Here is a 19,310-nt window from a genome sequence, read left to right on the forward strand (position 1 = left end):
AAAAGCATCTATAGTTTACTAAGCGTAAACTATAGATGCCCATCTTATCTTTTTTTTTCATATTATGTATAATTGGTAAAGAGATTAGATTAGACTGTCCACATAATGGAGGTATTTGCTGTGATGAGGATGAATGATTATTACCAATTGATATCATTATATATTTTTATTGTATCTATAGCGATTATTTCCTTTTTATTTATCTTTCTCGGTGCATCACATCAAAATTCCAATAATAAAAATATTGAGATTAATCAAGCCATTGAAGCTGAACAACGAATCATTCCCGATTTAGGCGCATACTCCCTTCAATCATCCAAAGATAGCGATTCAAACTCTTTGGGATTAATAGGTAATATAAATTTTAATCTTGCAAATTCGAATAAGGAGAATGCTGACTCTACGACTATCGTTCATTCCAAGTATACAGACTGGAAGTTCTATTCAAGTAGGGCGGTTGACATAAATGACACAACGCTTTCTGTTTTTTCAGGCAGATGGATGTTAATAGTGGTCATTAGTATCTTAATGATTCTTGTTGGATTTACTCTTGTAAAACATATTCGCTATAAACCGACTCAATCCATCCTTAATAAGCTGGGGCAATACTCCATTAGACAAAGTGAGGAAGTAGGCATTAAAAATACGAATAATGAATTTACGTTCATTGAGATGGCATTGGATCAGCTTCTTAAGAAGTCCCTAGATTATGAAAGCTTGTTTAAGGAATACAGTCTGCTTCGCCAGCAACGTCTATTTTATGATTTGCTGTCAGGGCAGCAGGTCTTGACTGACAAGCAGTTCGAGACTCAAATGACAGCTCTTAATATGCCGTATCTATTCGATCGCCTCAGTGTCATCATAGTTGAAATAGATTACTACACACGTTTCACAGAAAAATATAATCCCAGAGATCAGCATCTACTCAAATTCATAATTGAAAACGCATTTCACGATTTAGGAGAGCAGTGTAAGATTTTTGTTTGGCATGCTTGGATGGAGCCAAATCGTATCGCGTTTGTTGTTCATCAATGCAAATCAGAATTATCAGTTGCGAAACCAGTAATAGAGCTTGCGAGTGAATTTCAATCCTGGATTTTGCACAATCTGGAGTTGACGGTAACGATAGGGATTGGAGCTGATTCAGATAGCATTGAGACAATCGCGGAATCGTATCGCAATGCGAAGGAGAATGTTTCTTTAAAGCCTGTTTTTGGAACGAATACGTTGATAGATAATCGGGTAAGCTCAGGAAAAATCAGTCTGGACAATTACGCCTATTTGCAAGCTATAGAAAATATTGTACACTCGTTCCGCAAAAATGAATGCGATTGTAATAAAAAACTGACACAACTGTTCAAGCAGCTAAGAGAGATGAGATTTGATAAACATGAAATGTTTGCGTTCGTTAAAAGCTTTGTGATGCAGATGGAGAAAGAAATCAACGTATTGAATCCGGGAATTCAACAGCTATGGAGGAATGAATTCCTTTATAAGTTTACAGAGCTTTGGGCTCAGTCAGAAACTTTGGATGAGCTTGAGAAAGAGCTTATGAGTACGATGCTGGCATTCGAAGCTAGTGCAGATCAAGATCGTCAGGCTAGAAGACATCATGTTATCGCTTTCCAAGCCAAAAGCTATATCGATATGAATTTCGCTGATCCCCTTCTTTCTCTTTCGGGTGTTAGCGCCTATCTTAAACTTCAGCCCAGTTCATTAAGCCAGCTTTTTAAGGAAGAACTGGGCGAAAAATTCATTGATTACGTTCTGAGAGTCAGGCTTGAATATGCGAAACGATTATTATCGGAGACGGATGAACCGATTCAATCCATTGCGGAGCAAATTGGTTATCAGAACGTCATTTCATTCTACAGAGCATTCAAAAAGATTCAAGAAATTCCTCCAGGAGAATATCGAAACATACACCGAGCCCATTCGAAATGATGAGGAAAGCGATCTATTTTTAAAAAAGGCATAAACAAAGTTGGACCAAATGGTTCAATTGTTCCCTAGTTCTGCCGATATAGGTATAAGAGCCTAATTTTGGACATAGCTAGGGAGGACTAGAAACAACAATGAAATCATTAAACCAGTCATCATGGAAAAAAAGTATGCAGCGTACAGTCTTAGTCGGAGGCACGTCGCTTCTGCTGCTAAGCTCAGCAGGCGGAGAAACGGCCTACAATTTTGGAGGTTCGGCGTATGCAGCTGAAGCACAATCAACTGTCAAAAATGTCACGATTACGTATCCAGCATCAGCCGTAACGGTTGCTCTTAATGAAAGGCTGCCGCTGCTCGCAAAGCTGAAGCTGTCAGAGCAGGTGACGCTGCGATATGAATCAGGCAATGGCGCGGTAGCGCGCGTGAACAGCGATGGCGTTATTATCCCTGTCTCCGCAGGGAAAACTAAAATTCGTGTTCATGTGACCTCCGCTTCCTATAAGGGCAAGCTTGAGCTGCCAGTAACGATCCGCGCAGCATCAACTTCTTACAAGGCTGTGGCGGCTTCGAAGCGCGTGTCCGCAGGGGGACGTTCCTTCACCGTTCAAACCGTGGCGATTCCGAAAGGGATGCCCGTAACAGCAGGCCTGTCTAGCAGGACAGTCGGGTTGACGCAGGGCTTATCTGGAATTGCTTCCCTGTACAATGCAGCAGCAGCCATTAATGGCACGTATTTTGAATCGTATGGCGGAATTCCTGAGCCTTATGGCAACATCATTAGCGATGGCGTTGTCGAGCATATTGGAAATACAGGAACGAGCATTGGGTTTCAATGGGACGGCTCGGCTCTTATGGATACGCTGCAGGTGAAGATGAGCGGCAAAGTAAGCAGCCCCGGGAAATCCTCACAAAGCTGGTATGTGTATTTCGTTAATCGGACACCTACTCCAGGCAGAACAGCTGCCATTATGTACACGCCGAAGCGCGGCAGCAAAATCGGCATGACCACAGGCTCAGCCGTAACGGTTAGCAAGGGTATCGTAACGAAGGTTAGCAAAAATACGAATGTCGATATTCCGAAGGACGGGTATGTTCTCTTCTTTACAGGGGAGGAGGAGCATTTGGCGAGCCGTTTCCAAAAAGGCAGCTACGTTGACTATACCGTCAGCTATAACGATGTTTCCGGCAAAGCGATTGACTGGAGCGAGGTGCATACCGCAATTGGTGCGGGCCCGCGCCTAGTGAAGGATGGCAAGCTGGCCGTTGATCCAGCGAACGAGGGTTTTGTCAGCCCGAAAATTTTAACCGACTCTGGCGCACGAAGCGGAATTGCGATAATGAACGATGGCTCGATTTTGCTGGTTACGGTTCCGGCTGCGACCATAAAGCAATGGGGACAAATTATGGTCAGCCTGGGTGCTAAGCAGGCGATGAATTTGGATGGCGGCGCATCTTCCGGCTTGTATGCGAATGGCAAGCAAATTACGCCTGCCGGACGCGAGCTCAGCAATGCGCTTGTATTCAGCTCCTTGCCAAAATGGTAAGGGTTGCTTGAAAGCTGTTTAATTGACAGAAAGAGAGCACTAAAAGGCAGCATGACGTAAAAAATACGGCCTGCCTTGAAGCGGCAACAGCCAAAAAGGTTCAGCGAGACGAGGTCTCGCTGAACCTTTTTTTCATACCTGGCGAGCAGGCGTTTGTGCGGTAAATTCGTTGAAGGGGCTTGAGTAAAATTTGTCTTTCTAGCTCTGTTCCTCTTCTTCTGTCTCGGTGGAGAGCACAAATTCATCATCTGCTCCGGGATAGTCGCGTTTCAAATCTGCATGCAGAGCGCGGTTTTCATAGCTGAAACGGTTATTAGGGCGCTGATCTTTGCGCCATGGCGAGCTTTTGCCAAGCGGCAGACCGGGTCTCTCCGCTGCGTAAGGCCCTTCTGGAAACTCCTCCGGCACCAGGTCATTTCGCTGTGATTCTACGGTTGAGACATCGGTTGAGCGCTTGCGGTCCTCTTCGGTAAAACCGTCCATGTGGATCATCCTTTCTCCTTCCATTTTGCATTTGCAATACCTGCGCTTTCATTGTTCCCTGTTCGAAGGGCATCATGCAGTTTATAAAGCAACTGCTATATCTGTATATAAAAGCTTGTCAGATTGAAAAGCATATGATAATATACTGCTAATCGAATATTTGAACGTGAGGAAGCACCTCTCTATGGCTCTGGATGAGCTATGGGGAGGTGCTTTTTTTATGTCCTTTTATTTGAAATTGGAGCAGCCAGGGAGAGATGAAAGATGCAAATTTTCTTTTTGAACACATTTGAAAAATCCTCGATGGAGGAGGGCGTACATACCGCCCAATTGTCGATTTGCGAACAGGAGGGCATTTGGTCAGTACTATGGGTCGATGGCGAGCATACGGCAACTGCGCCTGATGTCTGGTATGAAGGCGTTTCCTGGGAGGACATGCTGCTCGCCTTCCGCCATGGAGTTGCGGTACGAATGGGAGAGGGCTTTACGCCGGTCATTGAATCTATGCTGGAAGGCCGGCGCCATTCGGGAATGGGCAGCTTGCAGGCTATGGTGCAGTGTTATGGCGAACTGAACGCAGATCAAGACTTGTTTGAACAATTAAGAGATTGGCGCAGGGTGAAAGCAGGAGGAGAGAAGAGGTCGGCTTACCTCATTGCAACGAATCGGATGCTGTGGATGTTCAGTACGTTTATACCGCATACGGCCGAAGAACTGCTGCAAATTCCCGGGTGGGGAGAGAGCAAGCAAAATCGATATGGAGCTGAAATTTTGGCGATTACAGAGAAGCATGCCCGTGAAACAAGCTTTCCGCTTGACTGGGTAGAGCAGCTGCTGGACAAGTCTGATTTTACAAGGTGGTTGTATAAGCAGAAGGAAGTAAAATTCAAAAACGAGATGGACAAGCAGCTGCAGAAAAAGCGGATTCTCAGCTGTTTGAACAGCGAGGAGACGCTGGAGCAGCTAGGCGCCGGCCTCGAGCTGTCGCGCAGGGAAATAATGGACAGAATCGAACAGCTTGAAGCTGAAGGATATGATGTCGAGCCTCTTATTGCACGCGAGCTGCTGCATATGCCGGAATCCGAGCAGCAGCTTGTCTGGGAAACGTTCGAGCAGTTGGGCGACCGCTACTTGAAGCCTGTGCTTCAGCAAGTATATGGAGCAGAGGGCTTGAAGCATGAACAGGTGGATATGCTGTATGAACGGCTGCGGCTGCTTAGAATCCGTTACCGCAAGGCTCATGCAAATCAGGCGCAAGCTATATAAGCCATGATTGTGTGTCGCTGCGTTCATCTAGTACTTTATGTCCGAAAATTAACTAGGTCCATAAATTTGGTGCGAAAATCCTCAAAATTGCCTTGTAAAGCATTTGAAAATGAACACAAACTCATAGGTCTTAAGGTTCAAAAATGATAAAAATAGTATACTTGTCCTATTTTTAAAAGTATAATGAGGAATATAAAAAATCGCGATCTTTGTCGAAAAGGAGCGTATTCCCGTTATGAAGGCTGAGTATATTAATCCGTTTCTTGAAGCGGCAAAAAGTGTAATTGAGCAGGTCATCCAGATAAAGCCATCGGCAGGGCAATTAGGCTTGAAAGATGTTAAATTTGTTGAAAATTACATTTGGATACAAATCGGCCTGAACGGACAAATGAACGCTGATATCGTTTTTGGACTAAGCGAATCGGTAGCGATGAAGATGATATCGGCTATGATGGGCGGCTTCTCGATTTCTGAAATTGACGAAATGGGCAGAAGCGCCATTTCTGAGCTTGGCAACATGATTAGCGGGAATGCGAGCACGATGTTATCGAATCAAGGCGTCCATGTAGATATTACACCGCCGAAGGTCATTCAGTCTGCAACTGCTGCTGGCTTTAAAGCGCAGCAAGCATTAACCGTTCCGCTTATTATGGAGGGAATTGGTGAACTGGATATTCAGGTGCTGGTAGCATCGTAATCGTAACGGCGAAAAACTCCTTAGGGAGTTTTTTTGCATTTATAAGAGTTGAATTTATATTTCCATCTTTTTGGAGGAAAAGGCTTTCTACGGCTGGGATAAAGTGTTTAATGATTTGCCCATTTCCTGATGGAGCTCATACAGCTCAAGTACGCTTACGGGCCTTTTGGATGCTTGCTCGATATTTTGCCCTTCGGCAGTCCATAGGTAGGGGACAATGGAAAAGGCTTGATCTCCTTTTAGCGTTTGGGAGTCCGCCATCCAGCTTTCCCAACGCATTGTCTTATAAAATAAATGCAGATCGCCATTCAACGCCCAGCCTATAAACTCGGAATAGGTACACTCGGTATCCTCCCATTCAAGCGTGTCAGGTGCCAAATAAAACACGGTTTTATAATTGGAATGAATGGCAAAGAAGCCGCCAATTATATCATAGGCTACGACCAAAATGTTTTGGATGGGATTGTTCCAAGTTGCTAAAGAGCCTGAAAGCCGCTCATTTCCTGCCCCTAATATTTTTAACCACCCATAATCGACAAGCAGTCCTCCGCATTCCAAGGCAATAGCCCCCAAATAGGAGCGATTCGTAACTTGCAGATGCTCCAGCGTTTTCCTGCCATCCTCAATGGAACAGCTGACAATGGTAACGGGATTGGCAGCTTCGGATACAAGGCTTTGAATTTCTTCCCATGCATCCTCAGGCACCATTAATTCCTTATAGGATTTCATTTTGCTCATCCTTCCTTTCCTTATTATTGTACTGAGGCAGAAGCGCATTGTCCAAAATCAAAAAGTGGCGGAAGCCTAAGCAATGTTTTACAAAGGTTTCTTTGCTTAAAATGCCCTGATCAAGTAGAATTAGCTTTAGGTGATGACGGATGTTAAATGGCAAAGTTGTGCTTATTTCCGGCGCTTCCAGCGGGATAGGAGCACTTGCTGCAAAGCAGCTTGCGATGCGCGGCGCCATTGTGGTGCTGACCGGACGAAATGTGGAGAAGCTGAAGGCGCATGTGGCAGAAATCGGCAGCAATAGCTCCTATTTTCAGATGGATGTAACGAGCATGGAAGATGTTCAGCAGGTCACTCAGGCTGTCCTGCAAAAGCATGGGCGTCTCGATATATTGATTAATAATGCTGGTTACGGGCAGTTTGAATATTTTGAGACGATGCCGGTCGAAGAATTTGACCAGATGATGGATACGAATTATATGGGTATCGTTCGCTGCACGAAGGCTGTGCTGCCATATATGCTTTCCCAAGGCAGCGGTCATATCGTAAATATTGCCTCACTCGCAGGCAAGATCGGCTCAGCCAAGTCAACGGCCTACACGGCAACGAAGCATGCGGTGCTCGGCTTTACCAATTCGCTGCGGATGGAGCTGCGGGGCAAAGGGATTGTCGTATCGGCGGTAAATCCCGGACCGATTGACACGCCGTTTTTCTCGCTGGCAGATCCGTCAGGCAATTATGTGAAAAATGTCAGCTTCTTTATGATGAAGCCTGACTATGTAGTCAAGGCCATTGTGCGGCTTATTGAGCGCAGGAAGGCAGAAATTAATTTGCCGAAATCGGCGGCGTTCGGCATTAAGCTTTATCAGCTTTTTCCGCGTCTGATTGACCGATTGTTCGGCGGCATGCTGGATCGAAAATAGTGTTTTGAACAAGAGAGGACTCGAACATGAGTAAGCAAAATTGGTTGGATTTAGGTTTAAATGAACAGCTGGCGGAAGCGCTGGTTGAAGAGGGTATACAGGAGCCTACTGCGGTGCAAGCAGAGGCCATTCCGGTGCTGCTCGGAGGGCAGGACGTTTCCGCACGTTCGCAGACGGGAACAGGCAAGACGCTGGCCTATTTGCTGCCTTTGCTACAGAAGCTGAATGCATCGTCGAAAGAAATTCAGGGCGTTGTCATTGCTCCTACGCAGGAGCTGGCTATGCAGATTGTACGGGTAGCTGAATTTTATGCGAAGCCGCTGGGCCTCCGTGTGCAGCAGCTAATTGGCGGCGCAGCGCTCAAGCGCCAAGTAGAGAAGCTTAAGCTGCATCCGCAAATTGTCATCGGTACGCCGGGACGTATTCACGAGCTGCTTAAGCTGCGCAAAATCAAGCTGCATGCCGTCAATCAGGTCGTCGTTGATGAAGTGGACCAAGTGTTCCAGCTGAGCTCGACTCGCGAAGTGGAGACGATTCTTTTTGCTATGGGACAAAATCGCCAAATCGCTTTTTTCTCGGCGACTTATCCAGAGCAGATGGCACGCTTTGAAAGCCGCTGGATGAATGAGCCGCACCGAATTCAGGTTGCCCCTGAGCATCGCGTGTCGGAGACAATTACGAATTATTATTTCGTATGCGACAAACGGGACAAGCCGGATATCGCCCGTCGCATCATTCGCATGCTGAAGCCAAAATCGGCGTTGCTGTTTTTGAATGAGACGGATACGATTTCAAACTGGGAAGCGAAGCTCAGCTATGAGGGCTTTACGGTAGAGGCGCTATATGGTGATGCTGACAAGCAGCGTCGTGCTGCTACGCTTGCGCGCTTTCGCGAAGGTGCGTGCCAGCTACTGCTTGCGACTGACGTTGCCGCGAGGGGACTCGATATTGAAGGCTTGCCGCTCGTTATCAATCTGGAGCCAGCGCTTGATGCTGATCATTATGTGCATCGGGCGGGCCGGACGGGCCGCATGGGCCGCACGGGAACCGTTATTTCCATTGTTACGCCGCAGGAGCATTTTATTATGGACAAGTTCCGCAAGCAGCTTGGCATTGATCTTCCGGAGAAGGCGATGCTTAGAGGCAAGCTGGTTACACCAGAGGAAGCGCGGAACGATAAATCCTCGTTCAAACGTCCGGATTATACGGGAGCGCCGAAGAGTCGTCAGGCGTCAGGCAGCGACTTAGCGCAAGGTGATGGAGCGCGGGGCGAGAGGCAGCGCGGAGAGTTCAGACAAGGTGCAGGTGGGCAAGCTCCGCAAGGCGAGAGGCGCCGGGGCGAAGTTCAGCCGGGCAGCCGCAGGAATGATGCACAAGCAGATGGGGCAGTGCGAGTGAGGACAGCGGGAATCGCTGCCTCCGCAGCTAACGAGCCACAGAAAGCGGCTGTTCCAGCGAAACCGAAGGCGAAGGTGCTGTCCAAGCAGGAGCGCCAGAAGAAGAGCAAGGATAAAGGCGCTCCGAAATGGCTGAAAGCAAAGCGCGAGTCGGGCGATACGAAGGAGTAAGCTTTTAAGCAAGAATAAGGTTATAATTCAAGCCCCTTTTCCAGAAAATTGGTATGAAGAGGCTAGCTGGCGTCCAGCCATTTTTCCTTGGCGCCACGCTAGCCGTTTTAGCTTCAGCTATTGCGGAACGGGGGCTTTTTTTAAAACATAAGCAAGGGTCTGAATAGATACTAAGAATGGGGAATTTTGAATTTTGCTTTCGAATTCGGTATGCTGAAGAAGCGATATTAATTTTATAGTATGAAGGTGAATGGATAATGATAGAGCCTGTATTGGAAGTTGCCGATTTGACAGGAGGATACAGTCCGCGCCGTCCTGTCCTGCATCAAGTATCGTTTCAGCTGCGTCCAGGCGAAATGGTCGGCTTAATTGGCCTCAATGGGGCAGGCAAAAGTACGACGATTAAGCATATTCTCGGCTTGATGAAGCCGCAGCAGGGTGAGGTTAAAGTTGGCGGCGTCAAGCTGGAGGAAGATCCGGATCGTTACCGTTCCGCTTTTGCCTATGTGCCGGAAACCCCCGTGCTATTCGACGAGCTTACGGTTGAGGAGCATTTGCGTCTGACGGGAATGGCCTACGGGGTCTCTGTTCAGGAATATGAAAAGAAGCGAATGGATTTATTGAACGAGTTCCAGATGAATGCGAAAAAAGGAGCTTTTGCCGCCCATCTATCTAAAGGGATGAAGCAGAAGGTCATGATAATGAACGCGCTGCTGTCAGAGCCGCCATTATACATCATTGACGAGCCGTTTCTTGGGCTGGACCCGCTGGGCATTCGCTCCTTGCTGGAACGGCTTGTGGAAGTTAAGCAGAACGGCTCGGCTATTTTGATGAGCTCGCATATTTTGGCTACGGTCGAAGCTTATTGCGACAAGTTTATTGTGATGCATCATGGACGCATCGTTGCCAGCGGAACGCTTGCGGATGTATGCGAAGCGGCGGGCATAGCGATGCGCGGCGGAACGCTGGAGGATGCGTTCTATAAGCTTGTTGCTGGAGACAAGCCATGATGGCTAAATCGCAAGCAGCTAATCAAGAGCAGCGGCAACTGCAGGAACAGGCGATGCAAAAGCTATGGAAAAAGCGTGCCCGAAGCTTCCGCGAGGAAACGCTGCCGTATTTGCGCTATATGGGCCAAAGTGGATTCCCGCTGTTTCTTTCGCTGTTTGTCATTACCGGAGTGCTTAGTTATTTTAAGCTGATTCGTGACGTACCGGCTGATTTTCCGACCGCGCTGGTTGGCATAGTGGCACTGGTTCCCGTGCTTTGCTGGAGCCCGTTTCGCACCTTTCTGCAGGCGGCAGATGTCGTCTTCCATATGCCGCAGGAATCAGCGATGCGCCGTTATTGGGGACTTTCCTTTAAGCGAAGCATAATAGCGTTGGTAGCTCTCTGCGCCTTCATACTGCTTGCTTATTGGCCTATTTACACGCAGGGCACCGGCCCAGCGGATATGTGGCTGCTGGTTTTGGCTGCGGCTGTGCTGCGCATAGCCAATACAGCTGCTTCATGGCGGGAACGGCAGCTGGCCTGGGGCGGCATGAGAATGCTGTTTCGAGTGGCTCGCTGGGCAGCGACGGCGCTTGGTTGGGCGGGTATGCTGACCCGTGCACCGCTGTATGCGGGAGGCTTTATAATATTGCTCATCCTGCTATTTGCCCTGCTGTACAGGCTCCCTAGCCGATTCGTCATCCCATGGGAGCGGCTAATTGAAGAAGAGGCAGCGACGAGAAGAAGGTATTACGTCTTTTTCGGTTTGTTTATCGATGTGCCAACGATGCCATCACGAACAGCCGGCCGCAAATATCTTTCCTGGGTCATGAACTTTATACCCTATCGCCGCCGCCTGACTTACGATTATTTATATGCGGCTTCCATGCTGCGAATGGAAATGGGAGGCATTTTGCTAAGGCTGCTCGTTCTGTTCGCGCTTATAGCCTATTGGATGGCGGATGCGGTCTGGTTGTCCGGCTGGGGGGCTGCCTGTGCTTATGCAGTATTTATGCTCATTGTTGGGGCCCAGCTTGGCGGGCTTCGCCATACGCATCGTTATACGGTATGGCGGCATGTTTATCCGCTTCCTGATGCGCAAAGGATGGAAAGCCTCATCCGACTGGACCGATGGACGATGCTCATTATTGCCCTGCTTATGTGGCTTCCTGCGTGTATTATGCTGCTGCTTGCCAACTGCCTGCTTGCTGCAGCAGCAGCACCGATTGCAGCGATCGTCTATTTACTTGCGATTCGCCCGCTCAGACTGCGCCGCGCTTTTGCTGCTGATGCGGAAGAAGATTAGATCGCCTCACCTGCCAGGGTGGCTGCCTAATATAGATAAGGCACAGCTATCTCGGTGAAAAAGCTAGCAAAAAACGTCCAGCTCCACCGAAACAGGTGGGACTGGACGTTTTTTAATATAGGAAGAAAGTATAGCATTACGCGATACCGTCTCTATATTTCTCGGAAAGAAACGCGCCGCGCTGCCAGAGGACAGCGCGGCGCGTTTCACCTTGCTGGCATTTATCCTGTTTGCTTAAGTGCTCAAGTCGGCTGCACCAGGACAATCAGCAGAGGCAGCACGATAAAGGAGGCGAGCGTCGTCCATAAAATACAGCGGGAAACGAGCCTCGGCGATGCTTCAAATTGCTCTGCCATAATAACGGCGTTGACTGCCGTAGGCATCGAGGCGAGTATAAGCAGGACGGCGAATAGCATCCCTTTTACCTGTAGCAGCCAGAGCAGAAGGGCTGCGATGACTGGAGAAAGCAGCAGCCGGATCGCGATAGCCGTCCAGAGCGGCTTGCTCAGGACCGAATCGGTCGCTTTATTGCTGCTGCGCGCTCCGGCCATCTGTGCGCCTAGCAAAATCAGCACGACAGGCGCATAGGCGTAGGACAGCATTGATAGGCCTTCCTCTACAGCCGCGGGCATAACCATACCTGTGTACCGGATAATGACCGCGAGCACAACGGCGTATAAAGCGGGAAGCTTGCACACCGATTGGACCGCTTTTTTTACCGAGAAATGGGAGCGAGCTGCGAAATACACGCCGACGGTATTGACAAGAATCATTTGCGAGATGACGTAGACCGATGCTTTGGCAAGCCCAAGCTGGCCGAAGGCGAGCAGCACGAGCGGCAGTCCATAGTTGACACAGTTCGTAAATACAGATACAAGCGTGAGGCCAGCTTGGTCTGCTGGAGAAAGCCGCAGCAGCCGGGAGACGAGAACGGCGACGAGCCAGAGAGCAACCAGATTAATAATGCTGAATGCGCTCGTCTGAATAATATCTGCCATCGACAGCTTGGCGCTGATCAGCGTCTCCAGAATAAGAGCCGGGCTGAGCAAATAAAGGGCAATGGTCGATAGGGGCTTCGTCTCCAGTCCCCGCCAGCGCTTCAAGGCAGCTCCTCCAAGCACAGGCAGCGAAATCGGCAGAAACACGCCATATACGATAAGCAAAAATGAATGCAGCATACGAATCAGTCCTTTGCCTAAATCAATATGCCTTATTTTTGCATAAAGCGTCTGTTAGCGTCCAAGACCCTTTTCCTATATATTCATAAGCTTTGGCTATATACAGCTCTGCGAGCCTTCAACGCATTCCCCTCATTATGCAAGCTTGAGATGCATATGGCGCAAATACCGCCAGCGAATCATGAGGAAATAGGCGAGCTGGAGGAGGAAGAAGCTAATATAGATCATGAGTGCTGCATTCAGCATCGAAATATCGAGCAGCAGCGCAATATTTATAAAGGCGACGATGCCATGCACAAGCGCAATCACAAAGGGCAGGAAAAACATGATGAGCAGCTGCCTTGTAACCAGCCGGTTCAGTTCCTTGCCGCTGAGGCCGATTTTGCTAATCATCTGGTATTGCTTCTCATCCCGTTCCAAATCGGCATACAGCCTAAAGTAGATAAAGCTGACAGCATAGGTGAAAAAGACCCCGCCCACAAGCACGCTAATAATGAGCAATAGCCCGTTAAGCTGCTTGAATTCATACCATTCAATCACGAGTGACCGTATATTATAATAGCCCTGCGTGTCCTGTGGGATTTCCTTCATAACGCTTTGCGCCACGCCGATCGTGTCGATCCAATTGGGAATGACATAATAATACGTGACCTGGTTCGTGTCGTCTTTCATGCGGTTCATTGCTTGGAAATAATCGTCCGAAACGACATAAACATCATTGTAATTATTTAATACGAAAGAAGGAAGTCTCTTTACTACAGTAAGCTTCCGCTGCTTTTTGCCTGGCGCGACGTTTCCTAAATCCAAAATGGGCTCAAAGGCCGTCACGTTCTGGGCGCGCGAGACTTTGCCTGAGGCGATAAAAGCTTCGCTGGGAACATTTAGCGTCTCGGCGGCGAATCCGAGTGTAGTGGCAAGCTGATTGTATTCGGACAGACTCATGACCGACTGCCATTCTTCCGTGTTTTTAATGTGTGAAGCGCCTTTTGTAAAAGTAAAGCCGCCCTCTGATAGTCTATGCTCCAATAGCGCCAGGTGCTGCTTCGTTTGTAATTCGCTTTGCGCAAGAGATTCGCTATCGCCGCCATAGGAATCATAAATAAAGGCGTAAGGATTGTCTTTTTCCGACAGCTTCGGATCGCCAATCGCCAGGCAAGTGCCCATACCGCACAAGGCGACTGCCGTTACCGTTGCCACCATGAAAAACATATTGGCATTGTCTCTCATTCGGTAAGCGAGATCGGAGAGCGTCAGCAGATTGATTTTTCGCAGCAGCAGGCTTTCCCGTTTGCGCAGCGCACGAATGACATAGACGCTAAGCTGTGTGAAAAGAAAATAAGTCCCTAATATGACACAGCCAATGGCGGCTGCGAGAAGTGCCAGTGAGAAGGCGCGACCCAGTACAAAATAAAAGACCATTCCATAGCCTGCGAGCAGAAGAAAAGCAGCGAGCAGCGACAGCAGTACAGAAGCTTTCGGCTCCTTCTTCGGCTTCTCGTCTGAACGAATCAGCTCAAGCAGCTGAGATTTCCGCCCAAGGCGTGACGCGAGTATGGACAGAAGCAGAAATACGATTAAAAAAGCGCCTGCCGTAATCAATACGCTCTGGATAGGGACGAGGAATTCGAGTCCTTGCTGCAGCACCAGCAGTCGTTCGGTTATAAGCAAAAACAGCTTGGTGAACAAAATGCCAAAGCCGATTCCAAAAACAGTGGAGATGAGGCCAATGATCATATTTTCCACAAAAATCAATCTGCGGTACTGCTTATCGGACATGCCGAGCAGCATCAAAATACCGAATTCACGTTTACGCGCCTTCAGAAAGGCACCGGCGGAATACATCAAAAACAAAAATGAAAAAATAACGATTAAATACTGCGAAATTTTTAGCCCCATCGTGCCAAGCATAGAGGCAGTTGGACTACTGGCGGCGATTTCCCCCTGCAAATCCGGATGATACAGCAGCACCGAATAGATGAAAAAAATCATGACCGCGAACGAGCTGCTCATAAAATGTGCAGCGTACGTCCGTTTGCGACGCAGTACATTATTAAACGCGAACTGTCGGAAATTCATTTTCAGTCCCCCCAAGCAGAGCAAGCACATTAATGATTTTCTGATAAAAGGCCGCGCGGTTGTCGCCGCAATTCACTTCACTGTAAAACTGGCCATCTTTAATAAAAATAACCCGGTGACAGTAGCTCGCCGCCATAGCGTCATGTGTAACGAGCATCATCGTCGTATTATCCTCGCGATTGAGCTTGCTCATCAGCTCCATGACATCACGTGCTGATTTTGAATCGAGGTTGCCTGTCGGCTCGTCGGCCAGCAGCAGCTTCGGGTTATGGATGAGTGCCCGGGCAATGGCTGTACGCTGCGCCTGGCCGCCGGATATTTCATACGTTCGCTTGTCCGAAAGCTCAGCAATACCGAGTTTTTCCATGATGGAGGTGGCTCGCAGCTTCATTTGGGCGATATTTGTGCCGTCGAGCGTGAGTGGCAGCATAATATTTTCACTGACCGTCAGCGTATCGAGCAAATTAAACGATTGAAAGACGAAGCCAAGCTCCCGCCGGCGGAAAAAAGCAAGCTTTTCCCGTGACAGCTCATACGGGTCTTGGCCAGCAATACGCAGCTCGCCGGAAGTGGGCTTGTCGATCGTCGATACCATGTTCAGCAGCGTCGTTTTGCCGCTGCCCGATGGGCCCATAATGCCGACAAATTCACCTTGCTGGATCGTTAAATCAATGTTGGTGAGCGCTTTATAGGTCACTTTTCCGGGATAAATTTTGTTCAGGTTTCGTGCATATAGCAATTCCAATTTGATCTCCCCTTGCTTGTTTGTCAATAAACCCAGTATACCCCTCATCCGCGCCTGCTCCTATGAATGCAGCTTTCATTTACCTTACAGCTTTGTAAGATAACGCTGCCCGCTTTTGTATCTATAGGAGAAGCGAGATCAATTCTCGGCTCTAGTTCGTATACTGAACGCAAGGAAGGGGAAGCTGGCCTTCCTCATCAACGAAAGGAGCTGTTGGATTTGAGCGCATATCTCGTGATCGATATTGATATTTCTAACCCGGAAAACTTCAAGGAATACGAAAATAAGATTTTTGATGTCATGGCACATTTTGGGGGCCGCCCGATCGTTCATGATAGCAGCGTAACGACGATGGAAGGAGATTGGCAGCCGAAAAGACTTGTCATTTTGGAGTTTCCTAACAAACCGAGTATCGAGGCCTTTTACAACTCGAAAATGTACGAACCGTTGAAAAAAATAAGATGGGCAAACTCTACTGGGAAAGCGATCGTCGTGGAAGGCTTATAATCACGAAAAACAAGCAGATTGCCATCCTAAGACAGTCTGCTTGTTCGATTCTTGTACGTTTAAAACTTTAAAGCACGATTACTTTGTATGTGGATCAACGGACTGAACAGCGGCAAAGGGGAAAATAATTCGCAGCGTCGTGCCGCTGCCTTCTCCTACTTTAGATTCAACCTCGATCTCATGATTCATTTTATCGAGCACGGTTCGGACGATGTAGAGGCCCATGCCCGTTGATTCCTTGAATGTCCGTCCATTTTCCCCGGTGAAAAAGGCGTTGAAAATGCGGCTCAAATCAGAGGCAGGAATGCCGACACCATAATCCTTCACCTCAAGGATGACCGAGCGCTCGCTTCGGCAGCCGCTAATCGTTATTTTCGCGCCGCTGCCTGCTGAATAATTGACCGCATTGGCGATCAGCTGCTGCATAATAAATCGCAGCCATTTGCCGTCTGTCTCCACGACTAAATTTTCCTCGATTTGCATATCCGGGTACACGAAGCTGCGAATAAACAGCCGCCTGTTTTCCAAAATCACCGCGTTGGCAAGCTCCCGCAATTGAATTTTCTCCACCTGAAAATCCTGCTCGAACGTTTCCAACCGGGCGACGTACAGGACCATATCGAGCCCTTTGCGAATGCGATCTGTCTCTTCCCTCATGCTGTTGTTACGCTCATCGGCTTCTTCCGACAGCATAAGCTCCAGCACGGAAAGCGGCGTTTTCATCTGATGCACCCACTGGTTCATAAAGGTCAGATGATTTTGCTGCTTGCGCTCGCCCTCAATAATCTGTTTCTGGTAGTGGCGATATTGAAGCTGCAGCAGCTCGGCAAGCGACGCAGGGAGGGGAGCGGACTCAAGCTGCTGGATTGACTCCTCAAGACCTGTCTGTCTGCTGCTGAGCAGCGTATAAAATCGGCGGTGAGTCACATAACGGTAAGCCAGAAAAGCAATAAATACGCAGAGGCCAAGCAGCAGGGCATACGAGGCGATAACCATATCTTTATAGCCATCCAGCCAGAACACGGCGGTCACTACGACGAGCTGGATGAGCATAAATAATACAAGTGCAAGCTGGTCCCGTAAAAATAGCTTCATCGGCGATCGCTCTGCTGCTCGCCATTTGTCCAGCTGTCGTTCAGGCGGTAGCCTGTGCCGCGTATCGTTTCGAGCGCTCCTTCGATGCCGAGCTCAGCCAGCTTCTTGCGAACTCGCGTTATATTGACGCTAAGCGCATTGTCATCGACATACGTATAATCATCCCACAGCTTCTCCAAAATCGTTTCCCGGCTTACAAGCCTTTGGCAGCGCTGGAGCAGCGTCTCCACAAGCACGGTTTCCTTTTTCGTCAAAGCTACAAATTGTCCGGATAGATGAAGCTCCATTCGCTCGGGATACAAAATCAATCCGGCATGCTCGACCATCCGCTCCCCAGCAGCTTGGGCATAGTCGCCGTAAACACGCCTCAGCTGGCTGCGGATTTTCGCCATTACGACCTCATAATGGAAGGGCTTGGTCAAATAGTCGTCGCCGCCATTTTCGATGGCGCGCACCGTATCCATTTCACCGCTGCGGGCAGAAATGAAAATAATCGGGCAGGTGGAAACGGTGCGAATTTGCCTGCACCAATAAAACCCGTCAAAGCTTGGAAGGTTGATATCCATCAGCACAATATGCGGCTTTACCTGCTCGAATTGCTCCATGACGCGGGCAAAATCAGTCGTCACAACCGCTGTGTTGCCATATTTCTCAATATGTGCCCGCAGAAGCTCAGCGATCTTCGCATCGTCCTCGACAATCATGATCGTATACATCGTTATTCAGCTCCTTACGCAGCATATGCTCTACTTCAGTTGTTCTCATTTTATTATAAAACAAAATAAACCCCTTGGCCGTAACCGTATTATACACGGCTACTATCCAAGGGGAAAGGAATGAAATGCTGAAATGGTTAAGCGAGTAGTTCGGTCACTGCTTTATAAATCGTATCGTAAAGCGACTCCAAGTCCGCTTCCTCAATGCAGGAGAAGGCGACGCGAAGATCGGTCTCGCCAAGGGCAATCGTACCGATGCCGTATTCTTCAAGCAGGCGCACACGAACGGCCTCGGCCGATACGCCGCTGAGCTTGAGACACATGAAATAACCGGAGTTGAACGGGTAATAGGCTAGCGTATCGCCATAACGGCCGCTATCAAGCAGCGCTTTGACGCGGTTAGCACGACCCTTCATAATATCGTATTTCTCCGCTTTCTGCGCGTCAAAATCAGGCGATTGCAAAGCCTTCAGCACAAACGTCTGCGAAGGGTGCGGTCCGCTGGAAATCGTAGCCCGAATAATGCCGAGCGTCTTCTGCTCTAGCGCATTCAATACTTGGCCCGAAGCTGCAGCGTACGTAATGAAACCGACGCGGAAGCCCCACACATAATCCTCTTTCGTCGCGCCGTCAATTTTGATAGCTAGGACGCGTGGGTGCAGGTCGGCAAATTTGCCGAACAGCGACTCGTGAACCGAATCCTCGAAAAATAAGCCGAAGTAAGCGTCATCGGTTACAACAACGACATTAATGCCTGCATCCGCAGCGTCCTTGACAGCGGCTACAATCTCTTCGCTTTCTTGGAGGCCTGGCGTATAGCCAGTCGGGTTGTTCGGGAAGTTAAGCAGAACGATGGCTTTGCCTTTATCCTTCTGTGCAAGCAGCGCTTCACGCAAGCCCTCACTGTTAAACGTGTTGCTATCATTAAGTAAAGGATATTCCACGATTTCCGCGCCGCGGCGGATGCCGAAGGTCAACTCGTAGTTTTCCCAGTTTTTATTTGGAATAATAACGGTATCGCCCGCATCTGCGAACAGGTCGGCGACAATGCTCAGCCCATGCGTTAAAGCGTTCGTGACGATAGGATTGCTGAGACGCTTGCCTTCCAGCGAAGGATTTTCTTTCAGCATTTTCTCAAGCCAAGCTGCGCGCAGCTCAGGTTTGCCCGCAGGGGGCGCATATTCATATAGATCTTTAGGATTGTAAGCAGTCAGCGTATCCTGAATTACCTTAAGGTGCATCGGCTGTCCGCCTTCGATCGCAATGCCGATTGTGGCATTAAACGTCTTGGCCTTCGCCTTCGCTTCTGCGGATTGGCTAAGTATGCCTTCCTTCGGGAAATATATGGCTTTTCCTAAAGCTGACAACATGGCATGGACGTTCGGACTTTCTGCGGAGAGCGTCTCATTCAACTGCTGAGCAAGTGGGTTCATGAACTTCATTCCATCCTTCCCAAAAATCAATTCATTTTCTGATCATACTTATCGGGAGCTATTATATCATTTTTTAACGTGCTAGAACCATTTCAAATTCAAATTTTTTTGGA

The 19,310-nt window shown here is 48.5% G+C and carries 17 protein-coding genes; 9 read left to right on the top strand and 8 right to left on the bottom strand.

Features of this window, described 5'->3' with window-relative positions:
• The first annotated feature begins 123 nt into the window (after positions 1-123).
• Together AC50YG_RS17105 and AC50YG_RS17110 are read left to right on the top strand one after the other, a co-directional pair.
• The gene (locus tag AC50YG_RS17105; RefSeq protein WP_494828196.1) at positions 124-1,944 is read left to right on the top strand and encodes a helix-turn-helix domain-containing protein; all 1,821 of its coding nucleotides are present in this window, start codon (positions 124-126) and stop codon (positions 1,942-1,944) included.
• A 131-nt stretch (positions 1,945-2,075) separates the two neighbouring features.
• A complete protein-coding gene (locus tag AC50YG_RS17110) occupies positions 2,076-3,485 on the top strand; it encodes a phosphodiester glycosidase family protein (protein WP_494828163.1) in 1,410 nt (469 codons plus the stop codon).
• A 198-nt stretch (positions 3,486-3,683) separates the two neighbouring features.
• Here the strand turns inward: AC50YG_RS17110 and AC50YG_RS17115 are convergent, their stop codons facing one another.
• Complete coding sequence (locus AC50YG_RS17115; RefSeq protein ID WP_494828164.1) at positions 3,684-3,968, bottom strand: hypothetical protein; 285 nt, start codon at positions 3,966-3,968, stop codon at positions 3,684-3,686.
• 264 nt (positions 3,969-4,232) lie between these two features.
• Here AC50YG_RS17115 and AC50YG_RS17120 point away from each other — a divergent pair, with 264 nt between their 5' ends.
• Positions 4,233-5,234, top strand: coding sequence for an HRDC domain-containing protein (locus tag AC50YG_RS17120; protein WP_494828165.1), 1,002 nt, complete (start codon positions 4,233-4,235; stop codon positions 5,232-5,234).
• 235 nt (positions 5,235-5,469) lie between these two features.
• Positions 5,470-5,931: a chemotaxis protein CheX gene (locus AC50YG_RS17125; RefSeq protein ID WP_494828166.1), complete on the top strand. Its 462-nt coding sequence runs from the start codon at positions 5,470-5,472 to the stop codon at positions 5,929-5,931.
• 87 nt (positions 5,932-6,018) lie between these two features.
• Here AC50YG_RS17125 and AC50YG_RS17130 read toward each other — a convergent pair whose 3' ends face one another.
• A complete protein-coding gene (locus AC50YG_RS17130; protein ID WP_494828167.1) occupies positions 6,019-6,669 on the bottom strand; it encodes a DUF2625 family protein in 651 nt (216 codons plus the stop codon).
• Between the two features lie 140 nt (positions 6,670-6,809).
• On the opposite strand from AC50YG_RS17130, the gene AC50YG_RS17135 reads away from it, so the two are divergent.
• The 4 genes from AC50YG_RS17135 to AC50YG_RS17150 all read left to right on the top strand — a co-directional run bounded on the left by AC50YG_RS17135 (position 6,810) and on the right by AC50YG_RS17150 (position 11,447).
• Positions 6,810-7,583, top strand: a complete 774-nt coding sequence (locus AC50YG_RS17135) for an SDR family NAD(P)-dependent oxidoreductase (protein ID WP_494828168.1) — start codon at positions 6,810-6,812, stop codon at positions 7,581-7,583.
• Between the two features lie 26 nt (positions 7,584-7,609).
• On the top strand, positions 7,610-9,151 hold the full coding sequence (locus AC50YG_RS17140; RefSeq protein WP_473760314.1) for a DEAD/DEAH box helicase: 1,542 nt from the start codon (positions 7,610-7,612) through the stop codon (positions 9,149-9,151).
• 257 nt (positions 9,152-9,408) lie between these two features.
• The gene (locus tag AC50YG_RS17145; RefSeq protein WP_494828169.1) at positions 9,409-10,161 is read left to right on the top strand and encodes an ABC transporter ATP-binding protein; all 753 of its coding nucleotides are present in this window, start codon (positions 9,409-9,411) and stop codon (positions 10,159-10,161) included.
• Positions 10,161-11,447: an ABC transporter permease gene (locus AC50YG_RS17150; protein ID WP_494828170.1), complete on the top strand. Its 1,287-nt coding sequence runs from the start codon at positions 10,161-10,163 to the stop codon at positions 11,445-11,447. Before AC50YG_RS17145 ends, AC50YG_RS17150 begins: the two co-directional genes overlap by 1 nt.
• A 242-nt stretch (positions 11,448-11,689) precedes the next feature.
• On the opposite strand, the gene AC50YG_RS17155 is transcribed toward AC50YG_RS17150, so the two are convergent.
• From AC50YG_RS17155 to AC50YG_RS17165, 3 genes are all read right to left on the bottom strand, one after another.
• The gene (locus tag AC50YG_RS17155; protein ID WP_473760311.1) at positions 11,690-12,625 is read right to left on the bottom strand and encodes an AEC family transporter; all 936 of its coding nucleotides are present in this window, start codon (positions 12,623-12,625) and stop codon (positions 11,690-11,692) included.
• 135 nt (positions 12,626-12,760) lie between these two features.
• Positions 12,761-14,701 (bottom strand): ABC transporter permease, encoded by a 1,941-nt coding sequence (locus AC50YG_RS17160; RefSeq protein WP_494828171.1) that lies wholly within the window; start codon positions 14,699-14,701, stop codon positions 12,761-12,763.
• Positions 14,676-15,446 carry an ABC transporter ATP-binding protein gene (locus AC50YG_RS17165; RefSeq protein WP_473761251.1) on the bottom strand — a complete coding sequence of 257 codons (771 nt, stop codon included), beginning with the start codon at positions 15,444-15,446 and terminating at the stop codon, positions 14,676-14,678. The genes AC50YG_RS17160 and AC50YG_RS17165 overlap by 26 nt, the downstream gene beginning before the upstream one ends.
• Positions 15,447-15,665: 219 nt before the next feature.
• Here AC50YG_RS17165 and AC50YG_RS17170 point away from each other — a divergent pair, with 219 nt between their 5' ends.
• Positions 15,666-15,953: a DUF1330 domain-containing protein gene (locus AC50YG_RS17170; protein ID WP_473760307.1), complete on the top strand. Its 288-nt coding sequence runs from the start codon at positions 15,666-15,668 to the stop codon at positions 15,951-15,953.
• A 78-nt stretch (positions 15,954-16,031) separates the two neighbouring features.
• On the opposite strand, the gene AC50YG_RS17175 is transcribed toward AC50YG_RS17170, so the two are convergent.
• The 3 genes from AC50YG_RS17175 to AC50YG_RS17185 all read right to left on the bottom strand — a co-directional run bounded on the left by AC50YG_RS17175 (position 16,032) and on the right by AC50YG_RS17185 (position 19,197).
• Entirely contained in the window at positions 16,032-17,048 is a 1,017-nt protein-coding gene (locus AC50YG_RS17175) for a sensor histidine kinase (protein ID WP_494828172.1), read from the bottom strand.
• On the bottom strand, positions 17,045-17,764 hold the full coding sequence (locus AC50YG_RS17180; protein WP_494828173.1) for a response regulator transcription factor: 720 nt from the start codon (positions 17,762-17,764) through the stop codon (positions 17,045-17,047). The genes AC50YG_RS17175 and AC50YG_RS17180 overlap by 4 nt, the downstream gene beginning before the upstream one ends.
• A gap of 137 nt (positions 17,765-17,901) precedes the next feature.
• Complete coding sequence (locus AC50YG_RS17185; RefSeq protein WP_494828197.1) at positions 17,902-19,197, bottom strand: aminotransferase class I/II-fold pyridoxal phosphate-dependent enzyme; 1,296 nt, start codon at positions 19,195-19,197, stop codon at positions 17,902-17,904.
• Between the last annotated feature and the right edge of the window lie 113 nt (positions 19,198-19,310).

Source organism: Paenibacillus sp. J31R34 (genome assembly GCF_059383715.1).